At 26.8% G+C, this 15422-nt stretch carries 18 protein-coding genes and 1 tRNA gene; 10 read left to right on the top strand and 9 right to left on the bottom strand.

Annotated features, from left to right (window positions below; all coding sequences use genetic code 11):
- Nucleotides 1-182: 182 nt before the first annotated feature.
- Together ACTTA0_RS00750 and ACTTA0_RS00755 are read right to left on the bottom strand one after the other, a co-directional pair.
- A complete protein-coding gene (locus ACTTA0_RS00750) occupies nt 183-1880 on the bottom strand; it encodes an AMP-dependent synthetase/ligase (protein WP_440675534.1) in 1698 nt (565 codons plus the stop codon).
- 6 nt (nt 1881-1886) lie between these two features.
- Nucleotides 1887-1971 (bottom strand) — tRNA-Leu (locus ACTTA0_RS00755).
- 57 nt (nt 1972-2028) lie between these two features.
- Between ACTTA0_RS00755 and ACTTA0_RS00760 the strand changes: the two genes are divergently transcribed.
- From ACTTA0_RS00760 to ACTTA0_RS00770, 3 genes are read left to right on the top strand one after another with little or no spacing between them, the layout of a single operon-like run.
- A complete protein-coding gene (locus tag ACTTA0_RS00760) occupies nt 2029-2637 on the top strand; it encodes a YqaA family protein (RefSeq protein WP_440675535.1) in 609 nt (202 codons plus the stop codon).
- Complete coding sequence (locus ACTTA0_RS00765; protein ID WP_440675536.1) at nt 2630-3112, top strand: disulfide bond formation protein B; 483 nt, start codon at nt 2630-2632, stop codon at nt 3110-3112. The genes ACTTA0_RS00760 and ACTTA0_RS00765 overlap by 8 nt, the downstream gene beginning before the upstream one ends.
- A complete protein-coding gene (locus tag ACTTA0_RS00770; RefSeq protein ID WP_262590095.1) occupies nt 3096-3629 on the top strand; it encodes a demethoxyubiquinone hydroxylase family protein in 534 nt (177 codons plus the stop codon). The genes ACTTA0_RS00765 and ACTTA0_RS00770 overlap by 17 nt, the downstream gene beginning before the upstream one ends.
- On the opposite strand, the gene ACTTA0_RS00775 is transcribed toward ACTTA0_RS00770, so the two are convergent.
- Nucleotides 3626-4195 (bottom strand): HNH endonuclease, encoded by a 570-nt coding sequence (locus tag ACTTA0_RS00775; protein WP_262590094.1) that lies wholly within the window; start codon nt 4193-4195, stop codon nt 3626-3628. The two genes, ACTTA0_RS00770 and ACTTA0_RS00775, sit on opposite strands and share 4 nt — an antisense overlap.
- Nucleotides 4196-4242: 47 nt before the next feature.
- Nucleotides 4243-4893: an alpha/beta hydrolase gene (locus ACTTA0_RS00780; RefSeq protein ID WP_440675537.1), complete on the bottom strand. Its 651-nt coding sequence runs from the start codon at nt 4891-4893 to the stop codon at nt 4243-4245.
- A gap of 49 nt (nt 4894-4942) precedes the next feature.
- On the opposite strand from ACTTA0_RS00780, the gene ACTTA0_RS00785 reads away from it, so the two are divergent.
- Nucleotides 4943-5146 (top strand): twin transmembrane helix small protein, encoded by a 204-nt coding sequence (locus ACTTA0_RS00785; protein ID WP_440675538.1) that lies wholly within the window; start codon nt 4943-4945, stop codon nt 5144-5146.
- Here ACTTA0_RS00785 and ACTTA0_RS00790 read toward each other — a convergent pair.
- Complete coding sequence (locus ACTTA0_RS00790) at nt 5143-5652, bottom strand: TlpA family protein disulfide reductase (protein ID WP_440675539.1); 510 nt, start codon at nt 5650-5652, stop codon at nt 5143-5145. The genes ACTTA0_RS00785 and ACTTA0_RS00790 overlap by 4 nt on opposite strands.
- A 24-nt stretch (nt 5653-5676) precedes the next feature.
- Here ACTTA0_RS00790 and argH point away from each other — a divergent pair, with 24 nt between their 5' ends.
- From argH to ACTTA0_RS00810, 4 genes are read left to right on the top strand one after another with little or no spacing between them, the layout of a single operon-like run.
- Nucleotides 5677-7068 (top strand): argininosuccinate lyase, encoded by a 1392-nt coding sequence (argH, locus tag ACTTA0_RS00795; protein WP_440675540.1) that lies wholly within the window; start codon nt 5677-5679, stop codon nt 7066-7068.
- Entirely contained in the window at nt 7065-7190 is a 126-nt protein-coding gene (locus ACTTA0_RS00800; RefSeq protein WP_440675541.1) for a hypothetical protein, read from the top strand. The genes argH and ACTTA0_RS00800 overlap by 4 nt, the downstream gene beginning before the upstream one ends.
- Nucleotides 7187-8401 (top strand): diaminopimelate decarboxylase, encoded by a 1215-nt coding sequence (lysA, locus tag ACTTA0_RS00805; protein ID WP_440675542.1) that lies wholly within the window; start codon nt 7187-7189, stop codon nt 8399-8401. Before ACTTA0_RS00800 ends, lysA begins: the two co-directional genes overlap by 4 nt.
- Nucleotides 8402-8412: 11 nt before the next feature.
- Nucleotides 8413-9114, top strand: coding sequence for a lysophospholipid acyltransferase family protein (locus ACTTA0_RS00810; RefSeq protein ID WP_440675543.1), 702 nt, complete (start codon nt 8413-8415; stop codon nt 9112-9114).
- Here ACTTA0_RS00810 and dnaN read toward each other — a convergent pair.
- The 4 genes from dnaN to mutM form a co-directional block, all read right to left on the bottom strand.
- Nucleotides 9111-10223 carry a DNA polymerase III subunit beta gene (gene dnaN, locus ACTTA0_RS00815; protein WP_440675544.1) on the bottom strand — a complete coding sequence of 371 codons (1113 nt, stop codon included), beginning with the start codon at nt 10221-10223 and terminating at the stop codon, nt 9111-9113. The two genes, ACTTA0_RS00810 and dnaN, sit on opposite strands and share 4 nt — an antisense overlap.
- A complete protein-coding gene (gene dnaA, locus ACTTA0_RS00820; RefSeq protein WP_440675545.1) occupies nt 10213-11631 on the bottom strand; it encodes a chromosomal replication initiator protein DnaA in 1419 nt (472 codons plus the stop codon). The genes dnaN and dnaA overlap by 11 nt, the downstream gene beginning before the upstream one ends.
- 315 nt (nt 11632-11946) lie before the next feature.
- Nucleotides 11947-12207, bottom strand: a complete 261-nt coding sequence (gene rpsT / locus ACTTA0_RS00825) for a 30S ribosomal protein S20 (protein WP_262590084.1) — start codon at nt 12205-12207, stop codon at nt 11947-11949.
- Between the two features lie 48 nt (nt 12208-12255).
- Nucleotides 12256-13119, bottom strand: a complete 864-nt coding sequence (gene mutM / locus ACTTA0_RS00830) for a bifunctional DNA-formamidopyrimidine glycosylase/DNA-(apurinic or apyrimidinic site) lyase (protein ID WP_440675546.1) — start codon at nt 13117-13119, stop codon at nt 12256-12258.
- Between the two features lie 29 nt (nt 13120-13148).
- Between mutM and ubiE the strand changes: the two genes are divergently transcribed.
- Both ubiE and ubiB read left to right on the top strand, forming a co-directional pair.
- Nucleotides 13149-13853: a bifunctional demethylmenaquinone methyltransferase/2-methoxy-6-polyprenyl-1,4-benzoquinol methylase UbiE gene (ubiE, locus tag ACTTA0_RS00835; RefSeq protein WP_440675547.1), complete on the top strand. Its 705-nt coding sequence runs from the start codon at nt 13149-13151 to the stop codon at nt 13851-13853.
- Nucleotides 13853-15421, top strand: coding sequence for a 2-polyprenylphenol 6-hydroxylase (gene ubiB, locus ACTTA0_RS00840; RefSeq protein WP_440675548.1), 1569 nt, complete (start codon nt 13853-13855; stop codon nt 15419-15421). Before ubiE ends, ubiB begins: the two co-directional genes overlap by 1 nt.
- The last annotated feature ends 1 nt before the right edge of the window (nt 15422 follow it).

Here is a 15422-nt window from a genome sequence, read left to right on the forward strand (position 1 = left end):
GTTTAACGAATCAAATTGATTCGTTGTTAACTTATTTTTATTTTTTTATACAACTTATGTCAAATCATTAATTAAAAGCGAATTTTAAAAAAATTATTTTTTATTTTTTATTTATTATAAAAAATTTTTTAATTAATTTAGTTAATGTTTATGCGGTAAATAAACTCTTAATTTAAAGAAATTTAATAAAGTTTTTCTATTTCACTTTTATACTTTTCAATAATTTTATATCTTTTTAACTTTAAAGTTGGTGTCATTAATCCATTTTCAATTGTAAATTGATCTTTAATTACAAAAAACTTTTTAATTTTTTCTATCTTAGATAAGTTTTTATTTATTGTTTCTATTTCTTTTGAAATGTTTTCATCTGACACATTACTTTCATTATTATTTAAAACTAAAATAGCTATTAAATATGGTTTGTTATCCCCATAAACTAATGCTTGCTCTACAAATTCAATCTTAAGTAAATCATTTTCAATTTTCACAGGAGAAATATCGTCACCACCTGGTGTAATTAAAATATCTTTTTTTCTATCAGTGATTTTTAAATATCCATTTTCAAAATGTCCTATATCTCCAGTATATAACCAGCCATCCTTTAGAACTTTTTCTGTCTCTTCCTTTTTATTCCAATAGCCTAACATAACATTTTCACCTTTAACCAGAATTTCACCATCGTCAGCAATTTTCACTTCATTACCACTAAAAGCAGGACCTACTGTATCTATCCTTATATCTTTTATTGGGTTGCAACTTACAACTGGGGAAGTTTCAGTTAACCCATACCCTTGCAAAGTCGGTAAACCTATCGAATTTAAAAAAACACCCACTTCCTTATCTAGCGCACCTCCTCCAGAAATGAATGCTTTTAGAGAACCTCCAAATTGAGCTTTTATTTTTTTTCTAACTATTTTTTCGCATATTGTATTTTGCACTTTTTCAAAAAAAGTAAGTTTTTGATTTGTTAGTACTTTTTCTCCAAGATAAAGCATTTTGTTTATTAGAGATTTTTTAAAACCAGTAGCTTTATTAAAAGTAGAATTAATTTTTTGATAAAGATTCTGATAAAATCTTGGAACAGCTGTCATAATATCTGGACTACATTCTCCCATATTTTTAATCAACTTATCTATACTTTCTGCATAGTAAACTTCGGCTCCTATTGCTATTTGGACAAACTGAACGGTGTGTTCATAAGAATGCGATAATGGCAACCAAGTTAGGAATTTAGGTTTGTAAGATATTATCTCTTTTAAAAGTGAAAAAGAACCTTCACAATTATTTAAAATCCCTCCATGGCTGAGCATTACTCCCTTGGGGTTACCTTGGGTTCCTGATGTATAAATAATACAAGCTACATCTTTTCTTGAAATTTCTAATTTTAAAAAATCGATCTCTTCACAATCATTCTTTAGAAAAATGTCTTTAATACATATAGTATCTGATTGACTGTCAATTTGATCAAAGGTGATAACCTTTTTTATAAATGGCTTTATAGAAATTATATTTTTAATTTTATTATATTGAACTTGATCTGAGACAACTATTACTGATGGATTACAATCATCAATTAAATATTCATAATCTCTTTCGGTGTAAGTGGTATAGGCTGGCACAGTAATTCCACCTGCTAACATTATCGCTAAATCAGATATCATCCATTCAGGCCTATTTTCTGAAATTAATAAACATCTATCTTTTTTTTGAATTAAAGATTTAATCTCATTGCTTAATTTTAAAATATTCAAATAAGTTTCTCTCCAAGAAAATTTATCGTTTGAATTTTTTAAGGATTTTAGAAAAATTTGATCTGCTTTTTCTTTTGTATACTGATTATAAAATAGTTCTAAAAGATTATTATAGTTTTTAATATTCATAAACTTTGGTGGGCGAAGAGAGAATCGAACTCTCACTTCTTGCGAAACACGATTTTGAGTCGTGCGCGTCTACCAGTTCCGCCATTCGCCCATTTTGTTAAATAATAATTAAATAGTATAAGAACTAAAATTATATTAAAACTAAAAAATGTTCCAAAGTCTTTATAAATATTGTTTAAATTTAGCTGCTCACAAAAGTTCAAATTTATACTTAGGAATTGTTTCCTTCACTGAAAGTTCATTTTTTCCTATACCTCCAGATGTAATGATTATTCCTATGGTGATTGCTAAAAAAAAAGAATATTTTAAAATATTTTTAATCGCATCTATATTTTCAGTTTTAGGTGGAATTTTTGGATATTTACTAGGTTATTTGTTTTATGATTTAGCTATTCATGTAATTACATTTTATGGCTATGAAGATAAAGTAGAATATTTGAAGGCAAGTTTGTCTCGGGGATCGGTAGGTTATTTTGCCTGGCTAAGTATTCTTTTTCTTGCAGGATTTACCCCACTTCCCTATAAAGCATTCACAATCGCAAGTGGTGTTGTTGCTTTTAGTTTACCTTTATTTATTGTTGTTAGTTTAATCTCTAGAAGTCTTAGATTTTTTATTGTTGCTTATTTATCTTATAAATTCGGTGACTTATTTACTGAATTCATGGAGAAGCATGGTTCAAAATGGTTCACTATAATTGGAATTTTAATAATTATAGTATTAGGAATTATATTTTTAATTTTTAAATTTAATGCTTAATAACAAATCATTGTTACTTAATCTAATTTTATTTGTCAGTTTCATTGCTTTAATGTCAGCGTTCTTTATTGAATATGTTTTAGGTCATCAACCATGCAATCTTTGTATCTTAGAGAGAATTCCATATGTAATTGCAATAGTAATTATACTCTTGAATTATAAATTTTTTCAGTTTGAAAAAATATTTTTGATTTTATTGGTAATAGTTTTTTTAACAGCTACTATCTTATCAGTTTATCATTTTGGTATTGAACAAGGATTTGTCGAGGAATCTCTAGTTTGTGACATAAAAAATGGCTCTGAGGCAACTTCCAAAGAAGAGATTTTAAAACAATTGCAGGAACAAAATGTGAGCTGCAAAGATGTAACATTTAAAATTTTTGGATTATCACTTACAACTTACAATATTGTAATTTCTATACTAATTACAATCAATGCATTAAAAATTTATTTAAACTATGCCAAAAGTAAGTAAAAAAAAAATTGAAGAATTTATAAGGGTAGATCATGCTGGTGAACGTGGAGCAGTTAAAATATATGAAGGTCAATTGTTAGCTTTAAATACATTTGTCAAAGATGAAAATTTGAAAAAAATCATAGAAGATATGAAAATTCATGAAAAAGAACATAGTGAATTCTTTGAAAATGAAATTAAAAAAAGAAACATTGCTCCTACAAAACTTTTACCTCTGTGGGATTTGCTAGGTGTTGGTTTAGGATTTGGTTCTACTTTGTTAGGGAAAAAGGCAGCCATGCTATGCACAGCATCTGTAGAGGAAGTAATTGATGAACATTATTTAAATCAAATTAATCAATTAGATGAAGATGAAAAATTTCTCAAAAACAAAATTACAAAATTTAGAGAAGATGAGCTTAATCATAAAGATATCGCTTATGAAAAGGGTGCAACTAAAAAAGGACCTTATAGTATTTTAGATAAAATAATTAAAACTGGTTCTAAAATTGCAATTAATATTTCTGAAAAAATTTAAGTTTCTAATTCAACATCCCAATACAAATAATCCATCCAACTTTTGTGTAAAAAGTTAGGAGGAAAGTTCTTACCATTTTTATGCAAATCTTCTGTTGAAGGTCTAAATGGATATTGATTTAATTTCATTCCTGAGTGTTTTAATAATTTTCCACCTTTTTTTACATTACAAGCTGAACAAGCTGTAACAACATTGTCCCAATTTGTTTCTCCACCTTTAGACCTTGGAAGCAAATGATCAAAAGTAAGTTCCTCATTACTTCCACAATATTGACAAGAGAATTTATCTCTTAAAAAAACGTTAAATCTAGTAAAACTTGGTTTCGTTTGAGGAACAATATAGTCTTTTAAAGCTATAACACTTGGTAGCTTCATATTAAACGAAGGGCTTCTGATAGTTCTATCGTAATGACTTACAATTATAACTCTATCAAGAAAAACTGATTTCACAGTGTCTTGCCATGACCATAATGATAGTGGGTAATAGCTTAGAGGTCTGTAATCAGCATTAAGAACTAATGCAGGACATTTTTCTAATGATACATCTTGTTCAATAAAGTTGTTCACAGTAAAACATTAACTTAGTTTAGCATCATAATCAATATGATCAAATGTTAAATTTTTTTTAAAATATAATTTAATGCTGTACTTGATGCCTCGATAGGAATGTGATGGTCACAATTTTTTATTAATAACGTTTCAACAGGAATATTATTTCGAATTAAAAAATCTTTAGCTTCAAGTAAATGTGTTGATGGAACAATTTGGTCGACATCACCATGTATTAGTAATGTATCTGTGCTATTTTTGATTCTATCTTTCAAATTAATTTGATCTATTATTTTTCCTGAAAATCCTACGACACATAAAAATTTTTCATTTGAAGTAAGACCAACATTCAAAGACATCATGCAACCCTGGCTAAAGCCTGATAAACAAATTTGTTGATTTGATAAGTTGTATTCAGTTTTAACTTCCTCAATAAATTTTTTAATAACATTTTCAGCTTTAATTGACTCTTCAAGAATATAAGATGGATCCTCTTTGGTTAAATCAAACCATTGATATCCTGATGGATTAATTGCACACTTTTCATGTCCATTAGGACAAATAAAAATAGTGTTTGGCAGATGTCTTTTCCAATTTAAAGTTAACATACTTATGTCTTTTCCATCTCCACCATACCCATGAAGTAAAATTATCGCATTATTGATTTCTGTTCCTTCTTCTGGCTTGATGATGATTGAATTAAGGCAAAATGTCATAGATGATTTATTATGTTTTTTATTTTTAAAAACACACTACAATAATAATATGGTTTCAGGAATATTAGTTAAAATTTTATCTATTGCTTTTCTAATAGCTGTTGGAATAGTTTTGGTTTTGGGTATTGGAACCTTATTTAAAGGTGGAGAAACAAGTAAAAAATATTCAAATAAACTAATGCAACTTAGAGTTCTACTGCAATTTGTGGCTATACTTGTTTTGGTAGCTTTCGCATATTTTTTTAAAAACTAATTATATTTTTCAATCCACTTTAAAAAATCTTTGTCATTAAAGTCTATGTCACCAAGAACCCTTGCAAATTCCTCGCCTTCTTTATTTATAAATATTGATGTTGGAACTCCTCTTAGAGAAAATGTTTTAGCTAAAGTTACTTCTGGATCAAAAAAAGGTTCCAAATTTTTTAAGTCTAATTTCACAAAAAATTCTTCAACTTTATTTAGTTTTTCTTTCCCAATATTAATAGGAAAAACTTTTAAATTATTAAGTGATGAATTTGCTTGCATATTGTCTAATGAAGGCATTTCTTCTTTACAAGGAGGACACCAAGTAGCCCAAAAATTTAAAACTAACAATTTACCTTTGAAATCATTAATTTTAATTTTTTCATTTTTCTTATTTAAAAAAAATACATTTTCATACATTTTTGGAACTTTATGAATAACAATATTTTTAATGTTCGGTAAATCACTAGCTTCTGCAGTTGTAATTAAAAAAATAAATAATGCTAAAATTCTCATATTAATTAGGTATAACTAAATATCATGGCAAAAAATAAAAACAACCAAGCAATATGGAACACGCGAATACAAAAGGAAGCGTCAAACTTATTTCAAAAAGTTGGTAATTCTATTGATATAGACAAGAGACTTTACAAAGAAGACATCCAAGGATCCATTGCACACGTTGAAATGCTTTTTAGACAAAAGATAATTTCCTTTAAAATAAAAAATAAAATTATCTATGGTCTAAATAAAATTGATAAAGAAATAACTCACAAAAAATTTGAATTTAATAAAAAATATGAAGACATTCATATGAATATAGAGAAAAGATTATTTCAAATAATTGGTGATGAAGCTGGATACATTCATACAGCTAGATCAAGAAATGATCAGGTAATAACTGATTTTAAAATTTGGATTAAAACTGCAACAAAAGATATTAATAATAATATAGATAAAGTAATCAAAAGTTCAATTAAACTGGCTGAAAAAAATGTTGAGACTATTATGCCAGGATTCACTCATCTTAAAAATGCTCAAGCTATATCATTTGGCCATTATTTAATGGCTTATGTGGAAATGTTTACTAGAGATAAAAAAAGATTTTTAAACAATTTAGATAATTTAGATGAAAGCCCGTTGGGTGTAGCAGCTCTATCAGGCACTTCATTTAACATAGATAGAAATTTTACATCTAAAAAACTTGGGTTTAAAAGACCAACCAATAATTCAATAGATACAGTTTCAGATAGAGACTTTGTGCTAGATTTCCTTTATGCTGTTTCTGTATGTTCAATGCATATTTCTAGAATTGCAGAGGAATTAATTATATGGAATTCAGATGGATTTAACTTAATCAACTTATCAGATAAAGTTGTTACAGGCTCTTCAATTATGCCTCAAAAAAAGAACCCTGATCTTCTGGAATATCTAAGAGGAAAAACTGGTGCTTCTTATGGAAATTTTTTTTCTATGCTAACTATACTAAAGGGCTTGCCGCTATCCTATTTTAAAGATTTACAGGATGATAAGGAATTAGTTTTTAATTCTAATGACACTCTCATAAATTGCTTAAAAATATTTGATGAAGTTTTAAAAAATTGCAGTGCGAATAAAAAGAAAATGCTTGAACTTGCTAATACAGGTCATATTACGGCAACAGATTTAGCTGATTATTTAGTTAAAGAACACAACATGTCATTTAGAAAGGCATATCAAAAAACAGCTGCTATTGTGAACATGGCAGAAAAAAGAAAGAAAAATTTAAACGAGTTGACTTTACATGAACTAAAAAAAATTGAACCAAAACTCACAGATGAAGTTTTAAATATTTTTGAATTAAAAAATTCTATTAATTCAAAAAAATCTTTTGGAGGAACATCTTTTGATAATATAAGAAAAATGATAATAAAATATAAGAAAACAAAATGATTAAAAAAATATCACTTTTAATTTTAATTTCATTTATGCTGGTATCTTGTGGTAAGAAAAATTGTCCAACTTATACAGGTTCAGAAGAGGAGAAATGTGATCCTCTATTTAAAACAAAATGAAATATATAAATAAAAAACTTTCAATTGATAAACATTATTTCCAAGATATTGCTCAAAAGTACAATACTCCAACTTATTGTTACTCATATTCAAGGTTAAGAGAAAATATATTAAATTTCAAAAAAAATTTTAAATCAATATCCCCATTGATATGTTTTGCAGTTAAATCAAATACAAATTTAAATTTAATACACGAAATAGCAAAATTTGGTTTAGGAGCTGACGTTGTTTCTGTTGGTGAAATGATGATGGCTCTTAAAGCAGGTGTTAATCCAAAAAAAATTGTATTTTCGGGAGTGGGTAAAACTACAGATGAAATAAAATATGCAATAGACAAAAAAATTTTATTGATAAATGCAGAATCTAAAAGCGAAATAGAAGAAATAAATAGAGTTGCTAAAATTAAAAATAAAATTGTAAAAATTGGTCTAAGATTAAATCCTAATACTGATGCCAAAACATTAAGCCAAATTTCAACTGGTAAGAAAGAAAATAAATTTGGTGTAAATGAAAAAACATTTTATGAAATTATTGATTATTGTAAAAATTCAAAAAATATTGATCTTAATTGTTTAAGTGTTCATATTGGAAGCCAAATTTTAGATCATAAACCATATGAAAAAATGCTTAAGGTGGTTGATAATATTCTGAAAAAAACATCTCATGAATTTGAATATATCGATTTAGGCGGTGGTATGGGAATTAAATACACAGACGATAGTAAAAAACTTAATTATAAAAAATATAATTTAGCCATTAAGAAATTTTTAAAAAATAAAAAATGTAAAATAATATTTGAACCTGGACGGTCTATAATAGGAAATGCTGGAACATTAATTACAAAAGTTATTTATATAAAAGACAGTGAAAGTAAAAAATTCATTATATTAGATGCGGCAATGAATGATTTAATGAGACCAGCATTATATGGTGCAATTCATAAAACTTTACCCGTTATTAAATCTGGAAAAGTTTCCAAAAAACCTTATGAATTTGTGGGACCTATATGCGAAAGTACAGACAAGTTTGTAACAATTAAAAATTTTCAAAAACTCAAAGAAAAGGACTATATTGCAATATGCGATGCAGGAGCTTATGGAATGTCGCTGAGTTCAAATTATAATTTAAGAACAAAGCCCTTAGAATTACTAATTAAAAACAATAAAATAAAAATAATTAGAAAAAGACAAAAGCATAAAGAAATAATCTAGCTTTTGAGACAATGATAAGAAACATTCTATTTTCAATAATTTTTTTTACTGGAATTATTGTTATTTCTATAATTTTTTTACCTTCTTTCTTTCTACCAAGAAAAGTTGTTTTAATTGGTGGCAAATTAATGGGCTATTGGACTAGTATTTGCTTAAGGTTTATCCTTTCAGTAAAAATCCTTATCAAAGGTGAAGAAAATATAATCAAAGAGGATAAATTTTTTATTGCTGCATCTCATCAATCAATGTTTGAAACCTTTTATTTGCAAACTATTTTTAATTCACCAGTTTTTATTTTAAAGAAAGAGCTTCTTCAAATACCAATATTTGGTTGGTATTTAAAAAAAATAGGATCAATTTCAATAAATAGAAATAAAACAACTAAAGATAATTTGGGTTTTTTTAGTGATATTTCAAAAACAATATCACAATCAAATCGTCCATTAATTATTTTTCCTCAAGGTACCAGGGTATTACCTGATGATAGAACTCCATTTAAAAAAGGAGCCTCAAGGATATATGAAGAATTAAAAATAAATTGTTTACCAGTAGCCATAAACTCTGGTTACGTATGGCCAAAAAAAGGTGGAAAAAATAGTAATAGAACAATTACTATATCAATATTAAAACCTATTTCAGCTGGCCTAGAAAAAAATGAATTTTTAAAAACTCTAGAAAAAAATATTTATCAAGAATTAGATTTAATTAATTAACCCTTCATTGGCATCACAACATAAATACTATCAAAATCACCTGGATCTTTTATTAAAGCTGGTGAACCCGTATCATTAAAGAAGATTTCGACTTTATCACCATCTAATTGTGAAGCTACATCAATCAAATATCTTGAGTTAAAACTTATTTCTAAGTCATGATCAAATTTAACATTTAATGTTTCTTTTCCGTCTCCACTATTAGTATTATTTACCGAAAGATTAAGAGTATCATTTGATAAATTAAATTTTACACCATCTTTTTTATCCAGAGATACAGAGGCCACTCTATCAACTGAGTTTAAGAAAAGTTTTAAATCAATTTCTAATTTTTTTTGATTATTTTTAGGTATTACTTGAATATAATTCGGGAATTTTCCATCGATAAGTTTTGAAATTAAAATACTATTATTCAGTTCAAACTTAATTTTTGACTTTAGATTTGATACTTTTACATCACCATCATAACTATCTAACAGTGAACAAAGTTGAAAAATTGTTTTTTTAGGAAGTATAATAGGGTCAAATTCAATTTTTTCATCTAGCCTGATTTTTGAAATCGACATTCTATGACTGTCTGTAGCAACAGCTGTTAAATAATTTTTATCCTCAACTTCGGTTTGGTGAAAATAAATACCACTTAAATAATGTCGAGTTTCATCATTTGAAACAGAAAATTTACATTTATTTAGAAGCTTCAATAATTGTTTTGATTTTATAGTAAATTCATTTTCATTAAAATTTTCATCAGTCAAAGGGAACTCGGTAGCACTAATACAATTTAAATTAAAAATTGATTTTTCTGACTCTACTTGTAATTTACTTACATCGGTAAGTGTAAGGTTAATTTTTTTTCCTGATGTTAACTTTCTGATTATATCATACATAATTGATGAGGTTGTTGTTGTTTTTCCTTCTTCCAGAATTTCAACATTATTTAGCTGGTGTATAAAAATTAAATCAAGATCTGTAGCAGTAATTGTTAATTTCGAATTACTAGCATCTAATAAAATATTAGATAAAATTGGTAACGTGCTTCTCTTTTCAATTACACCCTGACAATAATTTAGTGCTTGCTGAAGGTCTTGTTGGTTGACGTTAAATTTCATTTTCTTTGTTATTGTATAATATCTGATTTTTAAGTTTATTGATATTATCTACCATTTCTGGATCTTTTTCTTTGATTTTCTCAATTGTTTTAACAGAATGGATAATTGTAGTGTGATCTCTATTCGAGAATTCTCTACCAATTTCTGGTAATGATTTTGAAGTTAAAATTTTAGTTAAGTAAATTGCTGTCTGTCGAGGTCTTACAAGATATCTTGATCTTCTTGAAGAAAGCATTTCATTTTTGCTTATCTTAAAAAACTTACACACAATAGTCTGTATTAAGTCAATTGTTACTTTATTTTCTGAGATATTTAAAAGATCTTTTAATACCACTTTAGTTTCAGGTAAATTTGGAACTTTGTTATAAATTCTTGAAAAGGATACTATTCGATTAACTGCTCCAACTAATTCTCTAACACTTCCTGAGATCTCACTACTGATAAAATCTTGTATATCTTTTGATACTTGAAGCTGATCTGAATATAAATTGTTTAATTCTTCTGTTTTTTTTTGAACTATTTTTTTTCGTAATTCTAAATCAGGTTTTTGAATGTCAACAACCAATCCACCTGAAAATCTGGATTTAATTCTCTCTTGAATACGCATTAATTTATTAGGTGCTCTATCAGCAGATACTATAATTTGTGATCCTTTATCTAACAAAGCATTGAATGTATGAAAAAATTCTTCCTGCATTGCTTCTTTGCCGCTAATAAACTGGATGTCATCTATTAATAAAATATCAGTATTTCTAAAATATTCTTTAAACTTAACCATATCATTTGATTTAATTGATTTTACAAACTGATACATGAAACGTTCAGCTGAAATGAACATCACTTTATTTTTTTTCTTCATCTCAAAACCAATAGAATTTAATAAGTGAGTTTTCCCCATTCCTACACCACCATAAATATAGAGTGGATTATAATGAGAGATAGTTTCTGTAACCTTTAAAGAAGCTTCATATGCAAGTTTATTGCTTGATCCAGCTATAAAGTTATCAAATCGTTTGTTTGGATCTATTCTGTTATACTGAAGGTACGAGTCTTTTATAAATGAAACATTTTTATTTTGGGTATTTTCAATATTTGTTGTGTCTTTTAAATCCTTATCAACTTTTTGATCAATAATTTTAAATTCAATTCTAATTATATCTTTTTTATACAATTTAATTATTTTCAGAATTTGGTCTAAATACCTCGAAGTAATCCAGTCTCTGATAAATCTAGTTGGAACAGATAAAAGTAAATAATTATTATGCTCCTCAAGAAATGATATTTTTTTCAACCAACTTTCATAAATTTCTAAACCTAATTTATTCTTCATTTCAGATTGAATTTGTTGCCAATCGATCTCTTCTGAAGCAAAATTATTAATATTTTTATTTGTAAAAGATTTATTCATAACTTAAGGGAAGATCTCAGTTAGAACGATTTAAAAAATTTTGCAACAAGTATTAAATTTAAAATTAAAAAAAAATTAAATCTGCAATTGTAAAATTTATTGTCACAATCATTTTTTTTATGGACATAAATTTTTAAATTCGTTTTAAATTTTCTTAAAAATAAAATTTTTGATTGAATCAAATACAGATTGAATCAAACATTGATTGTATTGTGTGAGATCAAAGATTTACTAAATCTAAATATAGTAATTTGAAAATATTTAGATCTTATATAATGTGTGTGTGAAATTTATCTTCAAAACAACTTAAGGTTTTTAAATTGCTGCAATCTTTTTAGTTATTCTTGAAACGTTTCTTGATGCATTTTGTTTTTTAATTACACCAGTCTTTGCAATTTTCATCAACTCAGAGTTTAATTTAGGTAAGAATTTTAACGCTTCATCTTTCTTTTTGGTATCAATTAAAGCGTTCATTTTCTTTAATGCATTTCTAAATCTACTTTTTCTAGCTTTATTAACTGCTGTTTGCTTAGAAATACGTCTTATACGTTTAATAGCTGATTTTGTATTTGCCATGCGCAGGGGTATAGCTTGAGAACTGAAAACGGTCAACTAATTATTTGGCTAATTTTGGCAGGAATTACAAAAAAAAGTAGATCTATTTGATACAATTTTTTTCTGTATAGTATCTGTACATCCTATAGTTTTACATCTTAATCCTTCTTGCTGATATACTTTAAATTCTTTTTGATAGTTTCCAGAAGATCCCAGCGTATCCTTAAAATCTCTAATACTTGAACCACCTTTTTTAATTGCTCTTAATAAAATTTTTTTTGAATAGTAAATAATTTTTTTACAATCTTCTCTAGTTAACAAACTTGCTTTTTTGAATGGATAAATCTTACTTAGAAATAAAATTTCACTTGCATAAATATTCCCAATTCCAGAAACAAATTTTTGGTCTAATAAAAATGTTTTAATATTTTTATTCTTTCCTTTGAAGTAATTAAAAACATAATTCAAATTAAAATTTAAATTGAATGGTTCTGGTCCCAAATTTTTAAATCTATTTTCTAATTTTTCACTATTTTCTACTAACTCAAAAAAACCAAATCTTCTTGGATCATTATAAATTACTTTCAAAGAATTAAATATTAATTCAATATGATTATGTTTTTTTGGTAATATAGGGGAATGATAAAAACTAGCATTGGTAAATTTTAATTTTTTTTTACTATCAATGATGTGCATGGTTCCAGACATGCCTAAATGTATCAAACAAAACTCTCCACTTTTAAAATTCAATATTAAGTACTTTGAAAATCTATCTACTTTAATAATTTTTTTATTCTTTAAAAAAGAACTAAAATTTTTTGGAACCGTAAACCTAAGATTTTTATTTCTAATAATTACTTTTTTAATACTTTTTTGTTTAATTTTTTTATCTAAAGATTGTCTAACAATTTCTACTTCTGGTAATTCTGGCATTTCTCACTATATTCAATATATATTTTTTTATGCAACAATATCTTCAAAATAAAAAAGGCCTTGTAGAGGGTGTTTTTGATCAAGTTTATAATAAATACGACTTGATGAATGATTTCATGTCACTGGGCATTCATAGATTTTGGAAAAAAAGTCTAATCAATATTATGAAGCCGTCTCCAAATAGAAAATTAATAGACGTTGCTTGTGGTACTGGAGATATTGGTAAATTATTTTTGAATAATACAAATCAAATGTCAGAGGTCACTTGTGTAGACCCAAATAAAGGTATGATTAGTCAAGGCAAACAAAAATTATCTAAATATAAAAATATAAAATGGATCAATGCAGCTGCTGAGAAACTTCCACTTCAAGATAACGAATTTGATTATTACACAATAAGTTTTGGCCTTAGAAATACAAAGAATTTAGATAAAGCTCTATCTGAAGCTTATAGGGTATTAAAACCAGGCGGAAGATTTCTATGTTTAGAATTTTCAAAAATTCAAAACTCTAACCTAGATTTTGTTTATAAAAACTATTCAAAAATAATTCCTCATATTGGTCAATTTATTGTTGGCGATAAAAAACCATATGAATATTTAGTAAAAAGTATTGAAGAATTTATTAATCAAGAAGAATTAATTGACTTAATGAAAAAGCATAATTTTACAAAATGTAATTATAGGAACTTTTCAGGTGGTATAGTTTCTATCCATAGTGGTTGGAAAATATAATGCTAAGAAAATTAATTACTTTATTTAAGTTAGGAAGAAAGATTGCAAAATCTGATATTTTAGATATTGCCTCTAAATTTAAAAAACCGCCAGTTGCGATCAGAATTTTATTTCAGCTATTAGCAATATCTTTTGAAAAAAAAGAATTGAGTCATCATGCGCTAGATGATGGTGAAAGACTTTCGAAATCATTAGAGTCGATGGGTACAACTTTTATAAAATTAGGTCAATTTTTAGCTACTAGACCTGATATTATAGGAGAAGAACTTTCTACAAAGCTGGAAAAATTACAAGATCGTGTACCACCATTCTCTATTGATCAGGCAAAAGAAATAATTAAAAATGATTTAGGCAATGATGCTTACAATTCTATTATTGATTTAAGTGAGCCAGTTGCTGCTGCATCAATAGCACAAGTTCATAAAGCTAAAATAAATGACAATGGTACAATTAAAGATGTAGCAATAAAAATTATAAGACCTGACATAAAAAAAATATTTAATGAAGAAATTGATGCGATGATGTTATTTGCATTTATCATTGAGTCATTTTTAAAAAAAACTAAAAGATTAAAACTTGTGGAAGTTGTTTTTTTGTTGAAAGAAATAACCAACTTAGAAATGGATTTAAGGTTTGAGGCAGCAGCCGCAAATGAATATGCAGAAAATACAAAAAATGATGCTGGATTCAAAGTTCCTGAAATTTATTGGAACTTTACTAGTGAGAATGTGATGACATTAGATTGGATAGACGGAGTATCTATTCGTGAAACAGAAGAGCTGAAAAAAAGAAATCTAAATACTAATAAAATTGCTGAAGATATTATCCAGCATTTTTTAAGACATGCAGTAAGGGATGGTTTTTTTCATGCTGATATGCACCAAGGAAATATATTTATTGATGATAGCGGTCAAATAGCTCCAATAGATTTTGGCATAATGGGTAGATTAGACAAAATGAGTAAACGTTTTTTAGCTGAAATTTTATTTGGATTTATACAAAGAGATTATAAAAAAGTTGCTGAGGTTCACTTGGTAGCAGGATTAGTCCCTAAAAATGTGCCAATAGATGATCTTGCGCAAGCATTAAGGTCAATAGGAGAGCCAATATTTGGTCAAGAGGTTAAAGATATTTCAGGTGGAAAATTATTAAAACAGCTTTTTGATGTTACAGAAAAATTCAATATGCAAACTCAACCTCAATTGTTGATGTTACAAAAAACAATGGTTGTAGTTGAGGGTGTTGCAAGAAAATTAAATCCTAACACTAATATTTGGACAACCTCTAAACCAGTTCTTGAAAATTGGTTAAGAGAAACAAAAGATCCTATAAATAATTTTAACGAAACACTTAAAAATAGTACTGAAGTAATTAAAAGATTACCTGAGTTACCTGAAATCATGGACAAAGCAAATCAAGCTCTAACATTTTTAGCTAGCGGACAAATTCCTCAAAACTCCAATTCTTATACAGCTTTAAACGATAAAAAATCTGAAATGATAGCATTTAGAAACCAATCTATTATTGGTTTATTACTTCTTGTAATTTTTGGTCTTATAGTATTTTAAT

The organism is Candidatus Pelagibacter sp. HIMB1593, from assembly GCF_052047755.1.
Classification (GTDB): Bacteria; Pseudomonadota; Alphaproteobacteria; order Pelagibacterales; family Pelagibacteraceae; genus Pelagibacter.